The organism is Thermobifida alba (genome assembly GCF_023208015.1).
In the GTDB taxonomy this organism is placed as follows: domain Bacteria; phylum Actinomycetota; class Actinomycetes; order Streptosporangiales; family Streptosporangiaceae; genus Thermobifida; species Thermobifida alba.
In genome coordinates this window covers 3,567,298-3,589,025 of the sequence record NZ_CP051627.1, presented here as the reverse complement: position 1 = coordinate 3,589,025, position 21,728 = coordinate 3,567,298, and the positions used below count along the sequence as shown (strand labels likewise).

The 21,728-nt window shown below is 72.3% G+C and carries 21 protein-coding genes; 20 read left to right on the top strand and 1 reads right to left on the bottom strand.

Features of this window, described 5'->3' with window-relative positions; all coding sequences use genetic code 11:
* Nucleotides 1–207 precede the first annotated feature (207 nt).
* Entirely contained in the window at nucleotides 208–753 is a 546-nt protein-coding gene (locus tag FOF52_RS15805) for a hypothetical protein (RefSeq protein ID WP_248590711.1), read from the top strand.
* A gap of 5 nt (nucleotides 754–758) precedes the next feature.
* On the opposite strand, the gene FOF52_RS15800 is transcribed toward FOF52_RS15805, so the two are convergent.
* Nucleotides 759–1,133, bottom strand: a complete 375-nt coding sequence (locus FOF52_RS15800) for a hypothetical protein (protein WP_248590710.1) — start codon at nucleotides 1,131–1,133, stop codon at nucleotides 759–761.
* Between the two features lie 174 nt (nucleotides 1,134–1,307).
* Here FOF52_RS15800 and FOF52_RS15795 point away from each other — a divergent pair, with 174 nt between their 5' ends.
* The 19 genes from FOF52_RS15795 to FOF52_RS15705 all read left to right on the top strand — a co-directional run bounded on the left by FOF52_RS15795 (nucleotide 1,308) and on the right by FOF52_RS15705 (nucleotide 21,622).
* Nucleotides 1,308–2,411: a zinc-dependent metalloprotease gene (locus FOF52_RS15795; protein WP_248593890.1), complete on the top strand. Its 1,104-nt coding sequence runs from the start codon at nucleotides 1,308–1,310 to the stop codon at nucleotides 2,409–2,411.
* A gap of 19 nt (nucleotides 2,412–2,430) precedes the next feature.
* Nucleotides 2,431–3,408, top strand: a complete 978-nt coding sequence (tilS, locus tag FOF52_RS15790) for a tRNA lysidine(34) synthetase TilS (RefSeq protein ID WP_248590709.1) — start codon at nucleotides 2,431–2,433, stop codon at nucleotides 3,406–3,408.
* Nucleotides 3,409–3,530: 122 nt separating this feature from the next.
* Nucleotides 3,531–4,082 carry a hypoxanthine phosphoribosyltransferase gene (gene hpt / locus FOF52_RS15785; RefSeq protein WP_248590708.1) on the top strand — a complete coding sequence of 184 codons (552 nt, stop codon included), beginning with the start codon at nucleotides 3,531–3,533 and terminating at the stop codon, nucleotides 4,080–4,082.
* 349 nt (nucleotides 4,083–4,431) lie between these two features.
* Entirely contained in the window at nucleotides 4,432–6,468 is a 2,037-nt protein-coding gene (gene ftsH, locus FOF52_RS15780; protein ID WP_248590707.1) for an ATP-dependent zinc metalloprotease FtsH, read from the top strand.
* A 9-nt stretch (nucleotides 6,469–6,477) separates the two neighbouring features.
* The gene (folE, locus tag FOF52_RS15775; RefSeq protein WP_248590706.1) at nucleotides 6,478–7,101 is read left to right on the top strand and encodes a GTP cyclohydrolase I FolE; all 624 of its coding nucleotides are present in this window, start codon (nucleotides 6,478–6,480) and stop codon (nucleotides 7,099–7,101) included.
* Nucleotides 7,102–7,213: 112 nt separating this feature from the next.
* Complete coding sequence (folP, locus tag FOF52_RS15770; protein WP_482258121.1) at nucleotides 7,214–8,122, top strand: dihydropteroate synthase; 909 nt, start codon at nucleotides 7,214–7,216, stop codon at nucleotides 8,120–8,122.
* On the top strand, nucleotides 8,119–8,556 hold the full coding sequence (locus tag FOF52_RS15765) for a nuclear transport factor 2 family protein (protein WP_248590705.1): 438 nt from the start codon (nucleotides 8,119–8,121) through the stop codon (nucleotides 8,554–8,556). Before folP ends, FOF52_RS15765 begins: the two co-directional genes overlap by 4 nt.
* Nucleotides 8,553–8,933 carry a dihydroneopterin aldolase gene (gene folB, locus FOF52_RS15760; protein WP_248590704.1) on the top strand — a complete coding sequence of 127 codons (381 nt, stop codon included), beginning with the start codon at nucleotides 8,553–8,555 and terminating at the stop codon, nucleotides 8,931–8,933. The genes FOF52_RS15765 and folB overlap by 4 nt, the downstream gene beginning before the upstream one ends.
* Nucleotides 8,930–9,454, top strand: a complete 525-nt coding sequence (gene folK, locus FOF52_RS15755) for a 2-amino-4-hydroxy-6-hydroxymethyldihydropteridine diphosphokinase (RefSeq protein ID WP_248590703.1) — start codon at nucleotides 8,930–8,932, stop codon at nucleotides 9,452–9,454. The genes folB and folK overlap by 4 nt, the downstream gene beginning before the upstream one ends.
* Nucleotides 9,451–9,945 (top strand): DUF3180 domain-containing protein, encoded by a 495-nt coding sequence (locus FOF52_RS15750; protein WP_248590702.1) that lies wholly within the window; start codon nucleotides 9,451–9,453, stop codon nucleotides 9,943–9,945. The genes folK and FOF52_RS15750 overlap by 4 nt, the downstream gene beginning before the upstream one ends.
* Nucleotides 9,946–10,038: 93 nt before the next feature.
* A complete protein-coding gene (locus tag FOF52_RS15745) occupies nucleotides 10,039–10,605 on the top strand; it encodes a PH domain-containing protein (RefSeq protein ID WP_248590701.1) in 567 nt (188 codons plus the stop codon).
* Nucleotides 10,606–10,608: 3 nt separating this feature from the next.
* Nucleotides 10,609–12,984: a PH domain-containing protein gene (locus FOF52_RS15740; protein ID WP_248590700.1), complete on the top strand. Its 2,376-nt coding sequence runs from the start codon at nucleotides 10,609–10,611 to the stop codon at nucleotides 12,982–12,984.
* A 333-nt stretch (nucleotides 12,985–13,317) separates the two neighbouring features.
* Nucleotides 13,318–13,566 (top strand): chaplin family protein, encoded by a 249-nt coding sequence (locus FOF52_RS15735; RefSeq protein ID WP_248590699.1) that lies wholly within the window; start codon nucleotides 13,318–13,320, stop codon nucleotides 13,564–13,566.
* A 287-nt stretch (nucleotides 13,567–13,853) separates the two neighbouring features.
* Nucleotides 13,854–14,744, top strand: coding sequence for a Rossmann-like and DUF2520 domain-containing protein (locus FOF52_RS15730; protein WP_248590698.1), 891 nt, complete (start codon nucleotides 13,854–13,856; stop codon nucleotides 14,742–14,744).
* 32 nt (nucleotides 14,745–14,776) lie between these two features.
* Nucleotides 14,777–15,667 carry a pantoate--beta-alanine ligase gene (gene panC / locus FOF52_RS15725; RefSeq protein WP_248590697.1) on the top strand — a complete coding sequence of 297 codons (891 nt, stop codon included), beginning with the start codon at nucleotides 14,777–14,779 and terminating at the stop codon, nucleotides 15,665–15,667.
* A 34-nt stretch (nucleotides 15,668–15,701) separates the two neighbouring features.
* Nucleotides 15,702–18,305, top strand: a complete 2,604-nt coding sequence (locus FOF52_RS15720) for an L-aspartate oxidase (RefSeq protein WP_248590696.1) — start codon at nucleotides 15,702–15,704, stop codon at nucleotides 18,303–18,305.
* Between the two features lie 26 nt (nucleotides 18,306–18,331).
* A complete protein-coding gene (locus FOF52_RS15715; protein WP_248590695.1) occupies nucleotides 18,332–19,108 on the top strand; it encodes a type III pantothenate kinase in 777 nt (258 codons plus the stop codon).
* 86 nt (nucleotides 19,109–19,194) lie between these two features.
* Nucleotides 19,195–20,679: a bifunctional lysylphosphatidylglycerol synthetase/lysine--tRNA ligase LysX gene (gene lysX / locus FOF52_RS15710; RefSeq protein ID WP_282573541.1), complete on the top strand. Its 1,485-nt coding sequence runs from the start codon at nucleotides 19,195–19,197 to the stop codon at nucleotides 20,677–20,679.
* Nucleotides 20,680–21,304: 625 nt separating this feature from the next.
* Nucleotides 21,305–21,622, top strand: a complete 318-nt coding sequence (locus FOF52_RS15705) for a helix-turn-helix domain-containing protein (protein WP_248590694.1) — start codon at nucleotides 21,305–21,307, stop codon at nucleotides 21,620–21,622.
* Nucleotides 21,623–21,728: the final 106 nt, after the last annotated feature.

Here is a 21,728-nt window from a genome sequence, read left to right as displayed (position 1 = left end):
CCAGTGCGCTCTGTCCGATTCCTTCGTGTTGTCGCTGATCAACTGATCCGCGTTGTGCGAACGGGACCCCGCCGACGGGGCTCCCGCCTCCGGTGCGTCCCCGCGCGCACCCTCCCCCGGGCCGTTTCCGGCACCGGGCCACAGCACTCCTGACGTCGTCCCGCCGCCGTGCGTGGAGCGACTGATCCGCACGAAGGTCCATCGTCGATGTTGTCCGGTCTTTCCACCGTTTCCTCCGTTTCCGCAGAACGCACCACCGAACCGTCGGTCGGACGCGCCGCCGCCTCCCCCGACGGGATCGGGGACATCGTGATGGCCGGGGCGCGCACCCGCTACGCGCACCTGGCCGCCCACTCCCTGCCCACCGTCGGACGGCTCATGGCCGCGGCCCACGGAGCCGCCGCCGTCCTCGCCCGGACCCGGCTGTGGCCGAGGCGGTACGGGCACTGGCAGCGTCCGCCGCGCGCCGCCCGGCGGCACGCCCGGGGCCGGATGCGGATGAGCGTGGTGGCGCTGGCCCCCAACGGGTTCGTCGCGCTGCCCGCTGCCCGCCCCGGGTCCCAGGCCGCCCACGGCGACGTGCTGCTGCTGGTCAGCGGACGCATCCACGCGGTGGTCACCGGCTCCGGCGGCCGCCTGCTGGCGGTGCAGGAACTGGTGGCGGGCCGCACCCGGGTGCTCGGCGGGGTGGACGGGCGGCAGCTCGTCAACACCGGCTCCGAGACCGCCGTGGTGGTGCGGGTCACCGCCTGATCCGCTCACCGGGCGGCCGGCCCGGCAGGGAGCGCGCGCAGCGCCCGGTCCACGGCCTCCACGGCGCGCAGCCGGTCGGCCAGCCGGCCGCCCTCGGTGAGGTAGACGTTCCTGACCTGGTCGACGGCTGCGGCGGGCAGCCGGCCGTCCAGGTCGGCCGGGACGGCCCGGTACCCCTCCCGGGCCGCCGCCAGCTCCGCCCGGACGTGGCGCAGCGCCAGCCCGGACAGTGCCACCGGATACCTGCGCAGCACCCCGTGCAGCCGGTAGTCGCCGGGAAGCAGCCCGAACAGCCACTCGACCGCGCTGTGTGGAAAGTCCTCGGCCCAGAAGGGACGCACCCCCGCGGGCCACTCCTCGGGCAACCGTCGCTCGGACACGGCGCCAGCATACCCGATTCTCGAACAGGTGTTCGAGATCCCGCGGTCGGTTGGCGGGACGGACCCGGATGTCCGGGGCGGTGCGGGGCAGTGCGGGCACACCCTGAGAAAACCCCGAAACAATCGGCAATCCCCGATGGGCGGGGAACGAGTGGGTACGGTGGAAACGTGACTTTGATCGACTGGGAAGTAGCCGTCAACACCGGTGTCCGCCTCGTGCGGCCCGGTCCGCAGATCAGCCTCACCGAGGCTCGACAGGCAGTGGCCCAGCTGCGTGAACTCTCGGTGATCGCGCAGACCCACGTACGCGAGTTCACCGGGATGAACAGCCTCGAACCGGTGGGCCCCGCCACCGTCGTCGACCGGCCGGGGTGGATCAGGGCGAACGTCGACGGTTTCCGGGTGGTCCTGGAACCGGTCCTCGACTCCCTCGCCCCCTCCGCCCTGAGCGACTCCCCCGTCGGCACCATCACCACGGCGGTCGGCTCCCGGGTCACCGGGGCACAGCTCGGCGCTGTGCTCTCCTACCTCGCCGGGCGGGTGCTCGGCCAGTACGAACTGTTCCTGCCGCCCGACCCCGAGGGCAGGGCGCCCACCGGCCGCCTCACCCTCGTGGCCCCCAACATCGTGCACGCCGAACGGGAGCTCGACGTCGACCCGCACGACTTCCGGCTGTGGGTGTGCCTGCACGAGGAGACGCACCGCACCCAGTTCACCGCCAACCCGTGGCTGCGCGGCCACGTGCAGCAGCTGATGACCGACTACCTGCGGGCGTCCAACCTCAGCGCCGGAGACTTCCTGGAGCGGCTGCGCGCCATCGGCGAGGCGGTCGCCGAGGTGGTCCGGGGCAACGAGGCCAACCTCATCGACGTCTTCCAGAGCGAGGAGCAGAGCGAAATCCTCGACCGCATCACCGCGGTCATGACCCTGGCCGAGGGCCACGGCGACTACGTGATGGACGCGGTCGGCCCCCAGGTGGTGCCGAGCGTCGCTGAGATCCGGCGCCGCTTCGAGCGCCGCCGCCACGGCGGGAACCGGATCGACAAGGCCATCCGCCAACTGCTCGGCCTCGACCTGAAACTGAAGCAGTACGAGGAGGGCGCGGCCTTCGTGCGCGCCGTGGTCGCCCGGGTCGGCATGGCCGACTTCAACCGGGTCTGGGAGTCGCCCGAGACACTGCCCACCCTGGCCGAGATCCGCGACCCCGACGCCTGGATCGCCCGCGTCGTCCACCCGCCGCTGCCGATCTCCCCGGGCGAGGAGCCCGAGGCCGAGTAACCGGGAGCCCGGAGCACACGTGAGCGGACCACCGCCCCCCGTGGCGCTGGTGCGGGCGGCCGTGCGCCGTGCGCTGAGCGGCCTGACCGCCGGCGAGCTGGTGCTGGTGGCCTGCAGCGGCGGCCCCGACTCGCTGGCGCTGGCGGGGGCCACCGCGTTCGTCGCCCCCCGGCTGGGCCTGCGCGCCGGCGGGGTCACCGTCGACCACGGCCTCCAGGAGGGATCGGCCGAACGCGCCGACACGGTGGCCGCCGTGCTCGGCGACCTGGGCCTGGCCCCCGTGGAACGGATCTCGGTGACCGTCGGCACCCGGGGCGGCCCCGAGGGAGCCGCCCGCGACGCCCGCTACGCGGCCCTGGAGAAGGCCGCCGACGTCCACCGGGCCGCCGCCGTCCTGCTCGGACACACCCGCGACGACCAGGCCGAGACGGTGCTGCTGCGGCTGGCCCGGGGATCCGGCGCCCGGTCGCTGGCGGCCATGTCCCCCCGCTCGGGCCGCTACCTGCGCCCCCTGCTCGACCTGGACCGGCGCACCGTGCACGCCGCGGCCGCGCTCATGGGCCTGGAACCCTGGGCCGACCCGCACAACACCGACCCCGCCTACGCCCGCTCGCGGGTCCGCCACGACGCGCTGCCCGTGCTGGAACGGGTGCTCGGACCGGGGATCGCCGAGGCGCTGGCCCGCACCGCCACCCTGCTGCGGGACGACGCCGACGCCCTGGACGAGTGGGCGGACCGGGCGGAGCAGCAGGCCGGACGGGGAACAGGCGCCCTGGACGTCGCCTCCCTGGCCGCCCTGCCCCGCGCGATCCGCACCCGCCTGCTGCGCCGCGCCGCCCTCGCGGCCGGATGCCCCGCGGGAGCCCTCACCGCGGAGCACGTCTTCGCGCTGGACCGGCTCGTCACCGACTGGCGGGGCCAGAGCCACGTCGACCTGCCCGGAGCCCGCCGGGGCCGCAGAAGCGGAGGGCGGATCGTCGTCTCCGCCGAGGACTGAGCGGCGACCCGGAGCAGTGCGCCCGCCCCGTCTTCCGCAGGGTGCGCCCGAGACCGCCGTTTGGTCCGTTTATTCTTGGTTGCGATCGAGGAACCCCTAGCTGAGCAGCGAGGACCTGAAGCGTGGACGCGAAGGACATGGGCTCCGCCCTGGACAAGATCCTGGTCACCGAGGAAGAGATCAGGACCCGCACCCGGGAGATGGCAGCCGAGATCGACGCCGACTACGCAGGCAGGGACCTGCTGCTGGTCGGCGTCCTCAAGGGCGCGGTCATGGTGATGGCGGACCTGGCACGGGAACTGCACCACCCCTGCGAGATGGACTGGATGGCGGTCTCCTCCTACGGGGCGGGCACCACCTCCTCGGGCGTGGTCCGCATCCTCAAGGACCTCGACACCGACATCCAGGGGCGCAACGTACTCATCGTCGAGGACGTCATCGACTCCGGACTCACCCTGTCCTGGCTGGTCGGCAACCTCAGGTCGCGCCAGCCGGCGTCGGTGGAGATCTGCACCATGGTGCGCAAGCCGCTGGCGCTCAACGTCGACCTGAACGTCAGGTACGTCGGCTTCGACCTGCCCAACGAGTTCATCGTCGGATACGGTCTGGACTACGCCGAGAAGTACCGCAACCTGCCGTTCATCGGTACTCTCGCACCGCACGTGTACGACTGAGGACCACTCCGCGGGCGGATGCGGCGGGCCTCTTCCCGGAAGAGCCGGTCGGGAACAACAGGGGCGCCGCCAAGCGTTGCGTTCATGACGGGACAACCCCGGCGTGCTGCCGCACCGCGCGAGTGGCGCGGAAGAGTCTGGGTGTACCGTCGATTATCCCGGCATCATTGTAGGGAGCACATGTCCGACAGGTCCCGCTTCCGGCGGTCGGCATGAGGCGCCGCGACGAGCCGACGGGGTCCGGCGCGACGACGGGTCGTCGTCCCGGACCGCTGACGCACGCCGACGCCTCTGCGCTACTCGGAGGGACCGCTGTTAGAAGGGACGGGCCCGGCGGGGTTCCGTATAGATGAATCTGAAGCGTTTGTACCGTGGACCGTGGCTGTGGTTCATTGCCATCCTGCTGATGCTCCTGGTGGTCTCCCAGTTCATGGGGTGGGGCAGTGGACCCGAGCACGTCAAGACCGACACGTCGAAGGTCTTCACCCTGATCGAGGAGGACGAGGTCAGGGATGCCAAGATCATCGACAAGGACCAGCGCATCGAGCTGACCACCGTCGACGGTGAACTGTACGAGGCCTACTGGGTGGACGGCCAGGGCGCCGAACTCGCCGAGGCCCTCCGCGCCAACCAGGGCGGCAACCTGGAGGCGTACGACGTCGAGGTTCCCGGCGACAACGTCTGGCTGTCCCTGCTGTTCAGCTTCCTGCCACTGCTGCTGGTCATCGCCGTCTTCTTCTTCATCATGAACCAGATGCAGGGCGGCGGCTCCCGGGTCATGAACTTCGGCAAGTCCCGGGCCAAGCTGATCTCCAAGGACACCCCCAAGACCACCTTCGCCGACGTGGCGGGCGCGGACGAGGCCATCGAGGAGCTCCACGAGATCAAGGAGTTCCTGCAGAGCCCGGCCAAGTTCCAGAGCCTGGGCGCCAAGATCCCCAAGGGCGTGCTCCTGTACGGTCCGCCCGGAACCGGCAAGACCCTGCTCGCCCGCGCCGTCGCGGGCGAGGCCGGCGTGCCGTTCTACTCCATCTCCGGATCGGACTTCGTCGAGATGTTCGTCGGCGTCGGCGCCTCCCGGGTGCGCGACCTGTTCGAGCAGGCCAAGGCCAACGCCCCGGCGATCGTCTTCATCGACGAGATCGACGCCGTCGGCCGCCACCGCGGCGCGGGCATGGGCGGCGGCCACGACGAGCGCGAGCAGACCCTCAACCAGCTGCTCGTGGAGATGGACGGCTTCGACGCCAAGGGCGGGGTCATCCTGATCGCCGCCACGAACCGCCCCGACATCCTCGACCCCGCGCTGCTGCGCCCGGGCCGCTTCGACCGGCAGATCGTCGTGGACCGCCCCGACCTGGAGGGCCGCAAGGGCATCCTCCGGGTGCACGCCCAGGGCAAGCCGATCGGACCCGACGTCGACCTCGACGTGCTCGCCCGGCGCACCCCCGGGTTCACCGGCGCCGACCTCGCCAACGTCATCAACGAGGGCGCGCTGCTGTCCGCGCGGCGCGGACAGCAGCAGATCGACATGGCCATCCTGGAGGAGGCCATCGACCGGGTCATGGCAGGGCCGGAACGCAAGAGCCGGGTCATGTCCGAGGCGGAGAAGAAGATCATCGCCTACCACGAGGGCGGCCACGCCCTGGTGGGGCACGCGCTGCCGAACGCCGACCCGGTGCACAAGATCACCATCCTGCCGCGGGGCCGCGCCCTCGGGTACACCATGTCCCTGCCGATGGAGGACAAGTTCCTCACCTCGCGCTCGGAGATGATGGACCAGCTGGCCATGATGCTGGGCGGACGCGCCGCCGAGGAGCTCGTCTTCCACGAGCCCACCACCGGCGCGGCCAACGACATCGACAAGGCCACCACGCTGGCCCGCAACATGGTCACCGAGTACGGCATGAGCGAGCGGCTGGGCGCCCGCAAGTTCGGCAACGGCAACACCGAGCCGTTCCTGGGCCGCGAGATGGCGCACAGCCGCGAGTACTCCGAGGAGATCGCCTCCCTGATCGACGAGGAGGTGCGCCGCCTCATCGAGGCCGCCCACGACGAGGCGTGGGAGATCCTCGTCGAGTACCGGGACGTCCTCGACGAACTGGTGCTGCAGCTGCTGGACAAGGAGACCCTCTCCAAGGAGCAGGTCCTGGAGATCTTCGCGCCGGTGCGCAAGCGCCCCTCGCGCGGCTCCTACAAGGGGTACGGCAAGCGGATCCCCTCGGACAAGCCGCCGGTCCTCACCCCCAAGGAGCTGGCCCTGATGGGGCCCAAGGACGTGGAGGGACTGGTCGGCGGCGGAGGCAACGGGCAGACCAACGCGACCCGCGACCTCACCTGGGACCAGCGCAAGGACCGCGAGACCGGTCCGGGCGACCGGCAATCCTGAGAGTAGACCGTGACTGAGTACGAGTACCGGGCCGGCGACGTCGACGCCGGCCTCGAACCCACAGGAATCGACCAGCCGCGCATCGAGAAGGCGGTCCGCGAGATCCTGCTGGCCATCGGAGAGGACCCGGACCGCGACGGGCTCGTGGAGACCCCCGCACGGGTCGCCCGGGCCTTCGCCGAGCAGTTCGCCGGGTTGAGCCAGCGTCCCGAGGACGTGCTGACCACGGTGTTCGAGGCCAACCACGAAGAGATGGTGCTGGTCAAGGACATCGAGCTGTACTCCACGTGCGAGCACCACCTCGTCCCCTTCTACGGGGCCGCGCACGTGGGCTACATCCCCAACACCGACGGGCAGATCACCGGGCTGTCCAAACTGGCCCGCCTGGTGGACGTCTACGCCCGCCGCCCCCAGGTGCAGGAGCGGCTGACCTCACAGGTCGCCGACGCCCTGATGGAGCGCCTGGAACCGCGCGGCGTCATCGTGGTCGTCGAGGCCGAACACCTGTGCATGACCATGCGCGGCGTGCGCAAGCCGGGCGCCAAGACGGTGACCTCCGCGGTGCGCGGCGCCTTCCGGGAGAGCGACAAGACCCGCGCCGAGGCGATGGGGCTCATCCTGGGGCACCGCTGACCCCCCGCGGCTCCTTGTACGGAACTTGACCAGCCAGGACGCGCGGCCGGGGAAATACCGGGGAGAAAGCCAGGAAACCTGACGCTGACGGGAAATCTGTAGGCTGGCGACTATGGCGACGACAAAGGAACTTCCCGGCCTTCCGGTCGAAGAACGCTGCCTGGTGATGGGGGTCGTCAACGTCACCCCTGACTCGTTCTCCGACGGCGGCCGGTGGTTCGACGCCGGCCGGGCGGTCGAGCACGGCCTGCGGATGGTCGAAGAGGGCGCGGACATCGTCGACGTGGGCGGCGAGTCCACACAGCCCGGTGCGCAGCGGGTCTCCGCGGAGGAGGAGCTGCGGCGGGTGCTGCCCGTCGTGACCGAACTGGCCCGCCAGGGGGTCGCGGTGAGCGTCGACACGATGCGGGCCGAGGTCGCCGCGGCGTCCGTGGACGCGGGCGCGGTGCTGGTCAACGACGTCAGCGGCGGGCTGGCCGACCCGGAGATGGCCCGGCTGGTGGCGGCCACCGGCGTCTCCTATGTGTTGATGCACTGGCGTGGGCATAGTCATGACATGCAGAAGCGTGCCGTGTACACCGACGTCGTCCAAGAGGTCCACGACGAGCTGGACCGACGCATGGCCGCCGTGGTCGACCAGGGCGTCGATCCCGGCCAGATCATCATCGACCCCGGGCTCGGGTTCTCCAAGAGCCCCGACCGGGCCCACAACTGGGCGCTGCTGGCGCGCCTGGACCGCCTCGCCGGCCTGGGGCGTCCGATCCTGGTCGGCGGCTCTCGAAAACGCTTCCTGGGGCGGCTGCTCAGCGACGCCGAGGGCAACCCCCGCGACTTCACCGACTGCGACGACGCCACCGTCGCCGTGACCGCCCTGGCCGCGTTCCACGGTGCCTGGGCGGTGCGGGTGCACGACGTGCGCCCCAACGCCGACGCGGTGCGGGTCGCCCGGGCCTGGCGCACCGGAGGCACCGCCCTCGTCCACGGACGGGCCGAAGCCCCCCGCGCCCGGGACGTCCAGTGAGGTCCCGGCAGGAGATCGAGGAGCGGGTGGCCGCGGCCAACGCGGACTTCTACCAGGCCATCGAGACCGGCGACATCGACCTCATGGCGCGGGTGTGGGCCGAGGAGGACCAGGCGCCCGACCTCGTCTGCGTCAACCCCGGCTGGCCGATGCTGCGCGGACGCGCCGAGATCATGCGGGCGTGGTCGCTGGTCATGGCGAACATTCCCTACATCCAGTACGTGCTCACCGAGACCCGGGTCGGGGTCAGCGGCGACATCGCGATGGTCACCTGCGAGGAGAACGTCCTGACCGCGGAGGACGACCAGCCGGGGTTCGTGGCGGGCGGCCGGGTGGTCACCACCAACCTGTTCGTCGAGACCGAGCAGGGATGGCGGATGTGGTCGCACCACGCGTCGCCGGTGATGCTCCAGGAAGACGACGAGGACGAATGACTGAGACGTTCGGATCGCTGGACCGGATCGCACTGCGCGGACTCCGTGCCCGGGGCAGGCACGGGGTGTTCGACTTCGAGCGGCGCGAGGGACAGGAGTTCGTGGTGGACGTGGTCCTGGCGGTGGACACCCGTCCGGCCGCACGCACGGACGACGTCTCCGACACCGTCGACTACGGCGAGCTCAGCGACCGCCTCGTGGCGGTCGTCGAGGGAGAACCGGTGAACCTGATCGAGACGCTCGCCCAGCGGCTCGCCGACGTCTGCCTGGCCTCTCCCCGGGTGGTCGAGGCCGAGGTGACGGTCCACAAACCCGAGGCGCCGATCCGGCACCGGTTCGACGACGTGTCCGTCACCGTCTCGCGGAGGCGCGCGTGAGCACCAACGAGAACCGGGCCGGCCGGGTCGTCCTGGCCCTCGGCAGCAACCTGGGCGACCGGCTCGGCATCCTCCAGGGCGCGGTCGACACCCTCTTCGCACCGGGGCCGCTGCGCCTGGTGGCGCTGTCGCCGGTGTACGAGACGGCTCCGGTGGGCGGCCCGGAGCAGGACGACTACCTCAACGCGGTGGCGGTGGCCGACACCCTGCTCACCCCGGAGGCGCTGCTGGAGCGCGTCCAGGAGGTGGAGCGGGCGTTCCACCGGGTCCGCGAGGTGCGCTGGGGCCCCCGCACCCTGGACGTGGACGTCATCGCCTACGACGGGCTGGTCCGCACCGACCCGGCGTTGACCCTCCCCCACCCCCGGGCCCACGAGCGCGCCTTCGTGCTGCGGCCGTGGGCCGACATCGACCCCGACGCCGAGATCGCCGGCCGGGGGGCGGTGCGCGACCTGCTGGCGGGCGTGGCCGACCAGGAGCTGCGCCGCCGCGACGACCTGGTGCTGCGGGTGCCGCGGTGAGTTCGCCGAGCAACGACCGGAACGGCCGGGTGCGCCCCACCGGGTGGCGGGTGCCGCTGGCGGTCGCCGTCGTCACCGGGTTCGTCATGTTCCTGGTGGTGCGGGAGACCTACTCCAGCCTGGTGCTGCTGCCGTGGACGGCCATTCCCACGCTGCTGCTGCTGGCGTTCGGCGAGCTGATCACGGCGGTCCACGTGCGCCGCCGGATCCGGGGGGAGTCGGGCACCGAGCCGATCGAGCCGATCAGCGCGGCCCGGCTGGTGGCTTTCGCCAAGGCCAGCGTGCTGCTCGGCGCGCTCGCCTGCGGCGCCTTCGGCGGGTTCGCGCTGGCGCTGCTGGACTGGCTGCACAGCCCGCACGCCCGGACGGACGCCCTCGTCGCGGGCGGCACCGCGCTGTCCGGGCTGCTGCTGGCGCTCGCCGCGGTGTTCCTGGAGTACGCCTGCCGGGTGCCGCCGGACAGCCACGAGAACGGCGGGGCCAAGGGGTGACCGGTGCCGTGCCCGCCACGGGTTTGACCGACAGACGGTGAGTAATTTATTGCGCAGTGCAGCGGTTCGTCCGTTCGGGGATGGTTGACTGGAATGGTGGACTTCGCCGAATCTCCCAAGATGCCGCGGTTGGTGGCTCCCGACCTGCCGGAGGCGAAGGGCTCTCCGACGGAGACCGCCTTCGCCCCGCCCCCGGGCACCGAGTGGAGCCGGTTGGATCCGGCGTTCACCCGGTACCGCAGGCTGCTGACGGCACTCGTCACCCTGCCGGTCGCCGTGCTGGGCGGAACCGGGGCGGGACTGTGGCTGCACTGGGCGGTGGGCGTGGCCGTGGCCGCGCTGGCGCTGCTCGGCACGGGGGTCGCCTGGGCCACCGCGGAACGGACCAGGCTGTCATGGGGGTACGCCGAGGGGGAGAGCGACTTCTACCTGACGTTCGGGACGGTGATCCGGCAGCTGCTGGTGATCCCCTACGGCCGGATGCAGGTGGTGGACATCACCGCCAACCTGCTGGAGCAGGCGCTGGGGATCGCCACGATCCGGGTGCGTACGGCCGCGAGCACCGCTGACGCGCGCGTCCCCGGGCTGCGGTTGGCGGACGCCGCCGCGCTGCGGGACCGGTTGACGGAACGCGGCGAGACCTTTCCCACTGGACTGTGACGCGTGAGCGAACCGACGCGAGAGCCCGAGCCGCAGCAGCCGCGTGACGCCGACGCGGCGCAGGACCGTGCGCGCCGGGACGCGCACCGGTCCCGCGACCGCGACGTCCCCCCGCGCGACGACGGCGACCTGCCCCTCCCCGAACCGCTTCCGGACGTGGAGCCGGCGCAGCGCGCCCCGGACGGCGAGGAGGGGGAGCCGCTGCCCGAACCGGAACCGCTGGAACCGTACGGCACGGCCGGGGAGGAGACGGTCGGCGAACGGCCCGGCGAGGACGGGTGGGTCCGCTACGACCGGTGGCGGGACGTCGACGTGCCGCCGCTGCGGGAGGTGACCGCCCCCAACGAGCGGGACCGCGGCGAGGACCAGACCGCCGGGCCGATCGCGGCCTGGACCTTCGCCGACCTGCGCGACGCCGCGGGCCGGGCCTCCTGCGCCGATCCCGGGCCCGGCCGGCCCGAGCCGTCCCCGCCGCGGCCGGACGCGGCGGCACGGCAGCCGGGGGAGGCCCCGGAGGGGACCGGCGCGGCCGCGCCCCGGCCGGCCGAACCCCGCCCCGGCCCCGGTGAGGCGCGCCGGAGCCGGCCCGAAACCGCACGGCAGCCCGGACGCACCCCCTTCTGGGGCACCCCCGCGGCCCGGCCGGAGGCCGCACCGCACGCCACGGCCGCCGGCCGGAACCACTCCGGTCCGGGGGAGCGGGGCGCCGCCCGGCCGCCGCATCCGCCGGCGGGACAGCACTGCGCCCGGTCCGGGCGGGGCGGGAAGCCCCGTTTCGCGCCCGCCCGTCCGCCCGTGTCGCCCGCCGCCTCGGTCACCCAGGGACGTCCCTACGTGCCGCCGGTGCCGCTGTCGGGCTCCTCCCCGGTGGCGGGCCACGGGGCCGCGGCGCCGCCGCGCCCCCCGTGGCCGCAGCACCCCGCTCCGGCGCCGGGGAACGCCCCGGGGTGGAGCACTCCTCCGCCCGTCCCGCAGCCCTGGAGCGGTCCGCAGGGGCCCGTGCCGCCGCCCGCCCCGGTGCGTTTCGCCCCGCCGCGGCCCCCCGGGGCCGCCCCGTGGCCGCAGCCCCGGGTCAGCGTCCCGACGGACGCGGCCGAGGACGATGCCGCCACCGGTACGCACCGGCTGCACGGGGCCACGGTCGCGCTCCAGGTCGCCGTCGTCGCCCTCGTGTTCCTGGCGCTGCCCGGCCCCTTCCTGCTCCAGCTGGGGCTCGGCTGGGCCCTGCTGGCGCTCCTGGTGGTGGTGCTGGGCGCGGTCGCGGTGTCGGTGGTGTCCTGGTACCGCACCCGTTTCGGACTGCTGGAGGACCGCCTCGTCGTGCGGACCGGCCTGCTGCGGCAGCGGCTGCGGGAGGTCCCGTTGAGCCGGCTCCAGGCGGTGGACGTGGTCCGTCCGCTGTTCATGCAGGTCGTCGGGCTCTCCGAGCTTCGGGTGGAGGTCGCCGGAGGCGACCGGGGCGAGATCAGGCTGCGCTACCTGGGCCGCCGCCGGGCCGAACGGCTGCGCGCCACCCTGCTGGCGTACGCGGCGGGGCTGTCGGGACGGGTGCCGGAGGCGCCCGAGACGCCGCTGTACCAGCTGCGCTTCTCGCTGCTGATCGGCGCACTGGTCTTCCGGATCCCGGTGCTGGCGGCCTTCCTCCTGTTCAGCCTGCTGATCGCGACCGGTCTGGCGTTCGACGAGCCGGGAGTGCTCGGCGGGGCGGTGCCGCTGCTGCTGGGACTGCTCCACGGTTTCCTGGAACCGCTGCTGCGCTACATCGACTTCTACGCCTCGCTCTCCCCGGACGGGCTGCGGTTGCGCTACGGCGTCTTCCAGGCGCGGATGCAGACGGTGCCGCCGGGGCGGGTGCAGGCGGTGCGCATCGTCGAGCCGCTGCTGTGGCGGTGGCTGCGGGTGGTGCGGGTCGAGGCGAACATCGCCGGGTACGCGGGGCAGCGGCAGACGGAGTCCGCGACGCTGCTGCCGGTGGTGCCCGCGGCACTCGCCTACGAACTGCTGCGGGTGCTCTTCCCGGGAAGCGACGTCGACTCGGTCCGGTTCAGTCCGGGCGTGCGTGAGGGCAGCCGGGAGGAGATGGGGCTGGACGACTCGCTGTTCGTCACCCGGCGCGGCAGGTTCTGCCGGGTCGTCGAGATCGTGCCGCACGCGCGGATGCAGGCGGTGCGGCTGCGGATGGGGCCGGTGGAGCGGCGGCGCGGCACCGCCACCCTGGAGGTGGAGACCCCGCCCGGGCCGGTGCGCGCCCACGTGTCGGACCGCGGGCCGGAGGAGGCCCGCGCGGCGCTCGACCGAATCGTCGCCCTGGCGCGGCGGTCCCGTGCCGAAACGGCGGGGCCCGAGCGGTGGGCGACCCAGGGGGAGCCGGAGCCCTGACGCTCCGCGGGGCGGGGCGGGGGCGGCGCCGGAATCCCCGGCGGCTGCGGGGTTCCCGGGACGGCGGCGCCTGTGTGCAGGTCATCGAGGATGTGTGATCTGAATCACGTCACCGGGGAGGTGGCGGGAAGTTCTCAACGGCAAGTCATGACATGTCCGTGACAAACGGTCACTGAATAACTTCCCTCGGTTCTTCACATTCGTGAAAAGGGCCACCGATCGACCGGGGATGTGGCTAGATGGAGCCCGAACACGACACGTGTTCGGAAAAACACCCATCGTCAATGCGGGTCGGAACCCCCTGATGTCCGGCCCGTCGTGAGGAGAACGACTGTGCTGAAGAAGACGCTCGCCGTCGCCGCCGTCACCGCCGCCGCCACCGTGAGCCTGACCGGCACCGCCCTCGCCCACTCCAGCCACCACGGAGACGACGTCATCACCTCCGGGAAGGGCTCGGTCCTGGGCGGCAACCAGCTCGTCGTCGACGCCAACGTGCCGGTCAACGTCTGCGGCAACGCGATCGCCATCCTCGGCATCGCCTACGCCGACTGCTGGGCCTCCGGAGCCGGCGTCATCGACTGACCCGGCCCCTGACCACCCGGTGGCCCGGCCCGCACAGCCGCACCGGCGTCAGGACGATCCTGGTGGCGTCCGCTGAACGGCCGGCGCCGACCCCCGCGGTCGGCGCCGGCCGTCGCCGTTTCCCCGGCGGGCCGCCCCGCGTAGGATCAGCGGCCAACCGGTGAGTAACCTAGTGCCTGTCCGACGGACCGTTCCGGCTCCGGGGTCCAGCCACCGTTTCGGAGCACGTCCGGAGAGCACACCGGCCGTCGGCAGGTCCGGTACCCGAGTGGACTGGAACGAACTCCATGAACACGGCGCACGACACACGCCAGCGTCCCGCACGGCTCGCCGTCGGGGTCATCGGCCCCGGACGGGTCGGATCGGTCCTCGGTGCGGCGCTGGAACGCGCCGGACACCGGGTCGTCGCGGCCTCCGCGGTCTCGGAGGAGTCCCGGCAGCGGGTCACCGCCCGCCTGCCCAACGCGCGGATCGGCGAACCCGCCGACGTGGTCGAGGCGAGCGACCTCGTCCTGCTGACCGTGCCCGACGACGCCCTCGCCCCGCTGGCCGGCGGGCTCGCCGCGACCGGCGTCACCGTCGCCGGAAAACTCGTCGCGCACGCCAGCGGAGCACACGGCCACGGCGTGCTCGCCCCCCTCACCCGGGCCGGGGCGCTCCCGCTGGCCCTGCACCCGGTGATGACCTTCACCGGCCGGGACGAAGACCTCACCCGGCTGGCCAACTGCTCCTTCGGGGTCACCTCACCCGAACCGCTCCGCCCCATCGCCGAGGCACTCGTCGTGGAGATGGGGGCCGAACCGGTGTGGATCGCGGAGGAGTACCGGGCGCTCTACCACGCAGCCCTCGCCCAAGGTGCGAACCACCTCGTCACTCTCGTCGCCGAGAGCGCGTCCCTGCTGGCCCTGGCCGGGGTCGACCACCCGGGCCGGATGCTCGCGCCGCTGCTGGGAGCGGCCCTGGACAACGCGCTGCGCCTCGGCATCGACGGCCTCAGCGGGCCGGTCATGCGCGGCGACGCCGACACCGTCGCCGCACACCTCGCCCAGCTACGCGAGCACGCCCCGGAGAGCGTCGCGAGCTACGTCGCGCTGGCCCGCCTCACCGCGGACCGCGCACTCGCGGCAGGCCTGCTCAGACCGCAGGACGCCGAGCGGCTGCTCGACGTCCTCACCTGACACGCACCCTTCCCGACCGACGGAGACCAGCCGTGACCGATTCGACCGCCTCCGCAGGAAGCACCCCGGTCGTGACCCGCACCGCCGAGGAACTCCAGGCCCTACGCCCGCGACTGGGCCGCCTCGCCCTGGTCCCCACCATGGGAGCCCTGCACGCCGGACACCGCAGCCTCATCGCCGCGGCCCGCGAACACGCCGACACGGTGGCCGTCAGCATCTTCGTCAACCCGCTGCAGTTCGGGCCGAACGAGGACTACGACCGCTACCCCCGCACCTTCGACAGCGACCTGCGCGCCTGCGCCGAAGAGGGAGTGGACGTGGTCTTCGCGCCGTCGGTGGACGTCATGTACCCGGACGCGGGCGACGGCGGGCTGGGGCAGATCGTCACCGTGGACCCGGGCAGCATGGGACGCGTCCTGGAGGGGGAGTTCCGCCCCGGCTTCTTCCAGGGCGTGCTGACCGTGGTCAACAAGCTGTTCAACCTGGTCCGCCCGGACGTGGCGGTCTTCGGGCAGAAGGACGCCCAGCAGGTGGCCGTGGTGCGCCGCATGGTCCGGGACCTGTGCCTGCCCGTCACCATCCTGGCCGCACCGACCGTGCGCGACCCCGACGGACTGGCCACCTCCAGCCGCAACGTCTACCTGAGCGAGAAGGAGCGGGCCAGCGCCCTGGCCCTGTCCCGGGCGCTGTTCGCAGGGGCGGAGGCCGCCTCCGCGGGCCCCGCCGCGGTGCTCGCCGCGGCCCGCGCGGTCCTCGGCGAGGCGCTGCACGCCACGCCCCCGGTCAGCGTCGACTACCTGACGCTCGTCAACCCGACCACCTTCGTCGAGGTCGACGGCGACTACCGGGGCGACGCCGTGCTGGCGGTGGCCGCGTGGGTGGGCGAGACCAGGCTCATTGATAACGTTCCGCTGACGCTCTGAACCGTCTCCTCCGAATCGCAGAGGGAGCTTCGTCGTGAGTGCGAGCCCTGCCCCGCTACCGCTCCGGCTGACCGCGCCGGAACCCGGTTGGACCATCGAAGCCGACGTGGTCGTCGTCGGATCCGGGATCGCGGGGCTCAGCACCGCGCTGCGCTACGTCGAACGGACCAGCGCGGGCAGGGTCGTGCTCGTCACCAAGGACCTGCTCGCCAACGGCTCCACCCGCTGGGCGCAGGGCGGCATCGCCGCGGCCGTGGACCCCGGCGACCACCCGTGGGCCCACCTGGTGGACACCGTCGAGGCGGGCGCGGGACTGTGCGACCCCGACGCGGTGCGGGTCCTGGTCGACGAGGGCCCCGAGGCGCTGCACTGGCTGGTCTCCCAGGGCACCGCCTTCGACCGCACCGAGACGGGGGAGCTGTCGCTCACCCGGGAGGGCGGCCACCGCGCCAACCGCATCGCGCACGCCGGGGGCGACGCCACCGGGGCGGAGATCGAACGCGCCCTGGTCGACGCGGTCCGCGCCCGCGACCGGATCGAGCTGATCGAACACGCCTTCGTCCCCGACCTGCTGCTCGGCACCGACGACTCGGGCGGACCCCGCGTCCACGGGATCACCGTGCACGTCATGGGCGAGGGGGAACGCGACGGGGTGGGAGCAGTGCGCGCCGGAGCCGTCGTCCTGGCCACCGGCGGCATGGGCCAGGTGTTCGCCTCCACCACCAACCCGGAGGTGTCCACCGGCGACGGTCTGGCGCTGGCGCTGCGCGCCGGAGCCAGCGTCCAGGACCTGGAGTTCGTCCAGTTCCACCCCACCGTGCTGTGGCTGGGCCCCCAGGCGCGGGGCCGCCAGCCCCTGGTGTCGGAGGCGGTGCGCGGCGAGGGCGCGTTCCTCGTGGACGTGCACGGCCGCCGCTTCATGGCGGGAGCACACGAACTCGCGGACCTGGCGCCCCGCGACGTCGTCGCCCGCGGCATCGCCCGCGCCATGGCCGAGACCGGCGCCGACCACGTCTACCTGGACGCCCGCCACTTCGGGGCGGACAAGTGGGAACGCCGCTTCCCCACCATCCTCGCCTCCTGCCGCACCCACGGCATCGACCCGGTCACCGACCTCGTCCCGGTCGCCCCGGCCGCGCACTACGCCTCCGGGGGCATCCGGGTCGACCACGCCGGACGCACGGACCTCCCCGGGCTCTACGCGGTCGGCGAGGTCGCCCGCACCGGCGTGCACGGAGCCAATCGGCTGGCCTCCAACTCGCTGCTGGAAGGGGTGGTCTTCGCCGACCGCATCGCCGCCGCGCTGGCCGACGAGCAGCCCCCCGACCCCTCCGCCCCGGCGGCCCCCGGACGGAAGGGCCCCACCGGCCTGGTGGACCCGGCCGTCCTGCCGGAACTGCGCGAGGTCATGTCCCGCCACGTCGGGGTGCGCCGCGACGCCGCCGGGCTCGCCGAGGCCGCCGCGGCACTGGCGGACCTCACCGCGCGCGGAACCTCCGCCGACGTGCCGCCGGGCGTGCCCGCCTGGCAGGCCGCCAACCAGCTCACCGTCGCCTGGGCCCTGGTGCGGGCGGCCGCCCGCCGCCGCGAGACCCGCGGCTCCCACTGGAGAGCCGACCACGAACAGCCGTCCGCCGAGGCGCGTTCCCGGACCTTCGTCCTCGACGCTTCGGGGATCAGGGAGGAAACGACGATGCGTCCCCACACACTGCCCGAGGAACTGGTCGAGGAGCTGAACCGGATCGACGTGCCCGAGGCCGCGCGGCGCGGGGCCTCGCCCGACCGGTCCCGCGCCGCCGTGGAGTGGCACGAGGAACTGGTGCGCGCGGCACTGGCGGAGGACTGCTCGGGGGAGCAGGTCGACGTCACCACCGTCGCCACCATCCCCGCCGCCCAGACCCGCACCGCCGACGTGGTGGCCCGCCGCGACGGGGTGGTCGCCGGGCTGCCGGTCGCCGAACTGGTGTTCCGCACGGTGTGCGGCGGTGTGCTGGAGGTGGTCCGCCACGCCCGCGACGGCGACCCCGTCAAACGCGGCGACGTCCTCATGACCGTCACCGCCCGCACCCGGGACCTGCTCACCGCCGAACGGACCGCGCTGAACTTCCTCACCCACCTGTCGGGCATCGCCACCGCCACCCGCGCCTGGGTGGACGCCGTGGCGGGAACCGGCGCGGCGATCCGGGACAGCCGCAAGACCCACCCGGGACTGCGGGTCCTGGAGAAGTACGCGGTCCGCTGCGGCGGAGGGGTCAACCACCGCTTCGGACTGGCCGACGCCGCCCTGATCAAGGACAACCACGTGGCCGCGGCCGGGGGAGTGGCCGAGGCGGTGCGGGCGGTCCGGGAACGCTTCCCGGACGTGCCGCTGGAGGTCGAGGTGGACCGGATCGACCAGATCGAGCCGGCGCTGGCGGCCGGCGCACAGGAGCTCCTGCTCGACAACTTCACCGTGCCCGAACTGCGCGAAGCCGTCGCCCTGGTGGCGGGCCGGGCGCGACTGGAGTCCAGCGGCGGACTCACCCTCGACCGCGCGGCGGATGTGGCGGCGACCGGAGTGGACTATCTTGCGGTTGGCGCGCTGACCCATTCCAGTCCCGCACTGGACATCGCGCTCGATCTCCGCGAGAACCCCTGACCGACAACCCCCTTTGGTAGGCCCCCATGCTGCTCACGATCGACGTCGGCAACTCCGACGCTGTCTTCGGTCTGTTCGAGGGCGAGGATCTGCTGGAACACTGGAGAGTCTCGTCCAAGGGGCGGCGGACCGCCGACGAATGGGCCGTGGTCGTGCAGAACCTGGTGCACTCCGGATCGCTGGTCCACAGCCACATCGACGGCATCGCCATGTGCTGCACCGTGCCGATGGTGCAGAACGAGATGCGGCAGATGTTCCGACGGCACTACGGGGACGTGCCCGCCGTCATCGTCGAGCCCGGGGTCAAGACGGGGGTGCCGATCCGGATGGACAACCCCAAGGAGGTCGGCAGCGACCGCATCGTCAACGCGCTGGCGGCGGTGCGCCTGTACGGCGGTCCGGCGGTGGTCGTGGACTTCGGCACCGCCACCACCTTCGACGCGGTGAGCGTCCGGGGGGAGTACGTGGGCGGCGCGATCGCCCCGGGCATCGACATCTCCGTGGAGGCGCTGTCCCGCCGCGGGGCGCAGCTCCACATGGTGGAGATCATCAAACCGCGCTCGGTCATCGCCAAGAACACCACCGAGGCGCTGCGCTCCGGCATCGTCTACGGCTTCGCGGGCCAGGTCGACGGCATCGTGGACCGCATGGCGCAGGAGCTCACCGACGACGTGGACGACGTCACCGTGGTGGCCACCGGGGGACTGGCGCCCCTGGTGGTGGACGAGTGCGAGACGGTCGACGTCCACGAGCCGTGGCTGACCCTCGTCGGCCTGCGCATGGTCTTCGAACGCAACACCTGACCGCCGGCCGCGGGGCCGTCCCGCGCCCGCCGCCGGCGGTCCCGCTCGTGAGTGGTCGTGCTTCCCGGGCCGATAGGATCGTCTGTGTGAGTGAAGCACTGGATGATCTGCCGGAACAGATGCGGGTTCGCCGCGAGAAGCTGGACCGACTGCGTCAGGAGGGCGTCGACCCCTACCCGGTCACCTTCCCGCGCGACACGACCGTCGCGGAGGTCCGGGCCAAACACGGCGACCTCGCGCCGGACACCCACACCGGGGAGCGCGTGGCGCTGGCCGGACGGGTCATGCTGTACCGGACCGGGGGCAAACTCTGCTTCGCCACGATCCGGGACGCGTCCGGGGACATCCAGATCATGCTCTCCCTGGACCGGGTGGGCGCCGACCGCCTCGCGGACTGGAAGAGCGACGTCGACCTGGGCGACCACGTCGGCGTCGAGGGCGAGGTGATCACGTCCCGGCGGGGCGAGCTGTCGATCCTGGCCGACTCCTGGACGCTGACCGCCAAGTGCCTGCGTCCGCTGCCGGACAAGCACAAGGGGCTCACCGACCCCGAGGCGCGGGTCCGCCAGCGCTACGTGGACCTCATCGTCAACCCCGAGGCGCGGGAGATGGTCACGCACCGCGCCCGGACGGTGCGCGCGCTGCGCGACGGGCTGCACGACCGCGGCTACATCGAGGTCGAGACGCCGATGCTGCAGCAGGTGCACGGCGGGGCGACGGCACGCCCCTTCGTCACCCACATCAACGCCTACGACCTCGACCTCTACCTGCGCATCGCGCCCGAGCTGTACCTGAAGCGGATGGTGGTCGGCGGGGTCGAGAAGGTCTTCGAGATCAACCGGAACTTCCGCAACGAGGGCGCGGACTCCACGCACAACCCCGAGTTCACGATGCTGGAGTTCTACCAGGCCTACGCGGACTACAACGTGATGGCCGAGATCACCCGCGACCTCATCCAGGAGGCCGCCACCGCGGTGTTCGGCACCACGGTGGTCCGGCGCGGCGACACCGAGATCGACCTGGGCGGGGACTGGCCCGAGACCACCCTGTACGGCTCGGTCTCCGAGGCGCTGGGCGAGGAGGTCACGCCGCGGACCCCGGTGGAGACCGTGCGCAAGCTGGCCGACGCGCGCGGGATCGAGTGGAATCCGGAGTGGGGGCAGGGCAAGCTCGTGGAGCACCTCTTCGAGGAGCTGGTCGAGCACACCCTGGTCCAGCCGACCTTCGTGCGCGACTACCCGGTCGAGACGAGCCCGCTGACCCGCCAGCACCGCGAGGACCCGCTGCTCACCGAGAAGTGGGACCTCATCGGGTTCGGCATGGAGCTGGGCACCGGCTACTCGGAGCTGGTCGACCCGGTCGAGCAGCGCCGCCGCCTCACCGAGCAGTCGCTGCTGGCCGCCGGGGGCGACCCCGAGGCGATGCAGCTGGACGAGGACTTCCTGCGGGCGTTGGAGTACGCCATGCCGCCCTCGGGAGGAGTGGGCGTGGGCATCGACCGGCTGCTGATGGCCTTCACCGGCAAGAACATCCGGGAGACGATCCTCTTCCCGCTGGTTCGCCAGGGGTGACGGGACTCCCGACGGCCCGTCCGCGCGTGGTCGGTGCGGACGGGCCGTTCCGCTGCCCCGGCCACGGAGATGTCGGAATCGCTTCGGAGGGCTGTCCGGAAAGCCCTCCGGGGAACGTGGTCCGGTCTTTTGCGAGGTGTTCCGAAGCCACCGGAACAAACGTCGTCTTCGCAGGTCAAAGCTTTTGTGGAAGTTCTTACCCCAACCTTTTGTGACTGTTTGCGTCTATAATTTCACCCTTTGTGGCCAAATGGCTCTTGACGGTCTGTCGTCGTCCGCTTAGCGTTTTGCGATGAGCGGAGAAATCCGCACGTGTTCGTCGTGGAGGGCCACAGCAGACAACGAGGGGGCGAGGCGGTCACGGCCGTTTCGATCACTGCCTGGTGAGCACGTGCCCGCGCGAGGTCTGTCCGTCCCAGACTGCCGCGTGTGAGTGCGCGAGACTCCGGCCACCGAGGGTTCCGCCATCCCAGTGCCAGGGGAGGGCGCGGGTCCGATGTGGCACAGAGTTTCGGGAAAAGCACTGAAAGTGCGAACCAAAAACCCTCGGATCTCATCTGAATGTGTGTCTTCGCGGCGATGGAGTCGTTGTTCCGCACTCACCGGGATGGATGAGGAGGACGGAGTGGAACAGGCCACACTCGTACGTCAGACGACCGGTAAGGAGTTGAACGGGGCGGCCCTGCGCGACTGCTGCCTCGTGCCCGCCCAGGGCCGGGAGCGCGACCTGGAGGAAGGGTACGTGCACGCCGCCGGCCTCAACGAGGCCGACCTGCGGATGCTGGCCGAGATCGCCACCGGTGTCACCACCGACGTGGCGGCACGCCGACTGGAGCTCAGCGCGCGCACCCTGCGCCGCCGTCTCCGCTCGGTCTGCGACCGCCTCGGAGTCAACACCCCCATCGAAGCGGTCGTCTGGGCCGCGCGCAGGCACCTGATCTGACCCGGCGGTCCCGCCGGAACCGCTCTTCGCGACAGGCGGCCACCGCGCCGCAGGCCGGCGCCGTCCACCCCGTCCGGAACGCGGCGGAACCGTTCCGGACGGGCGG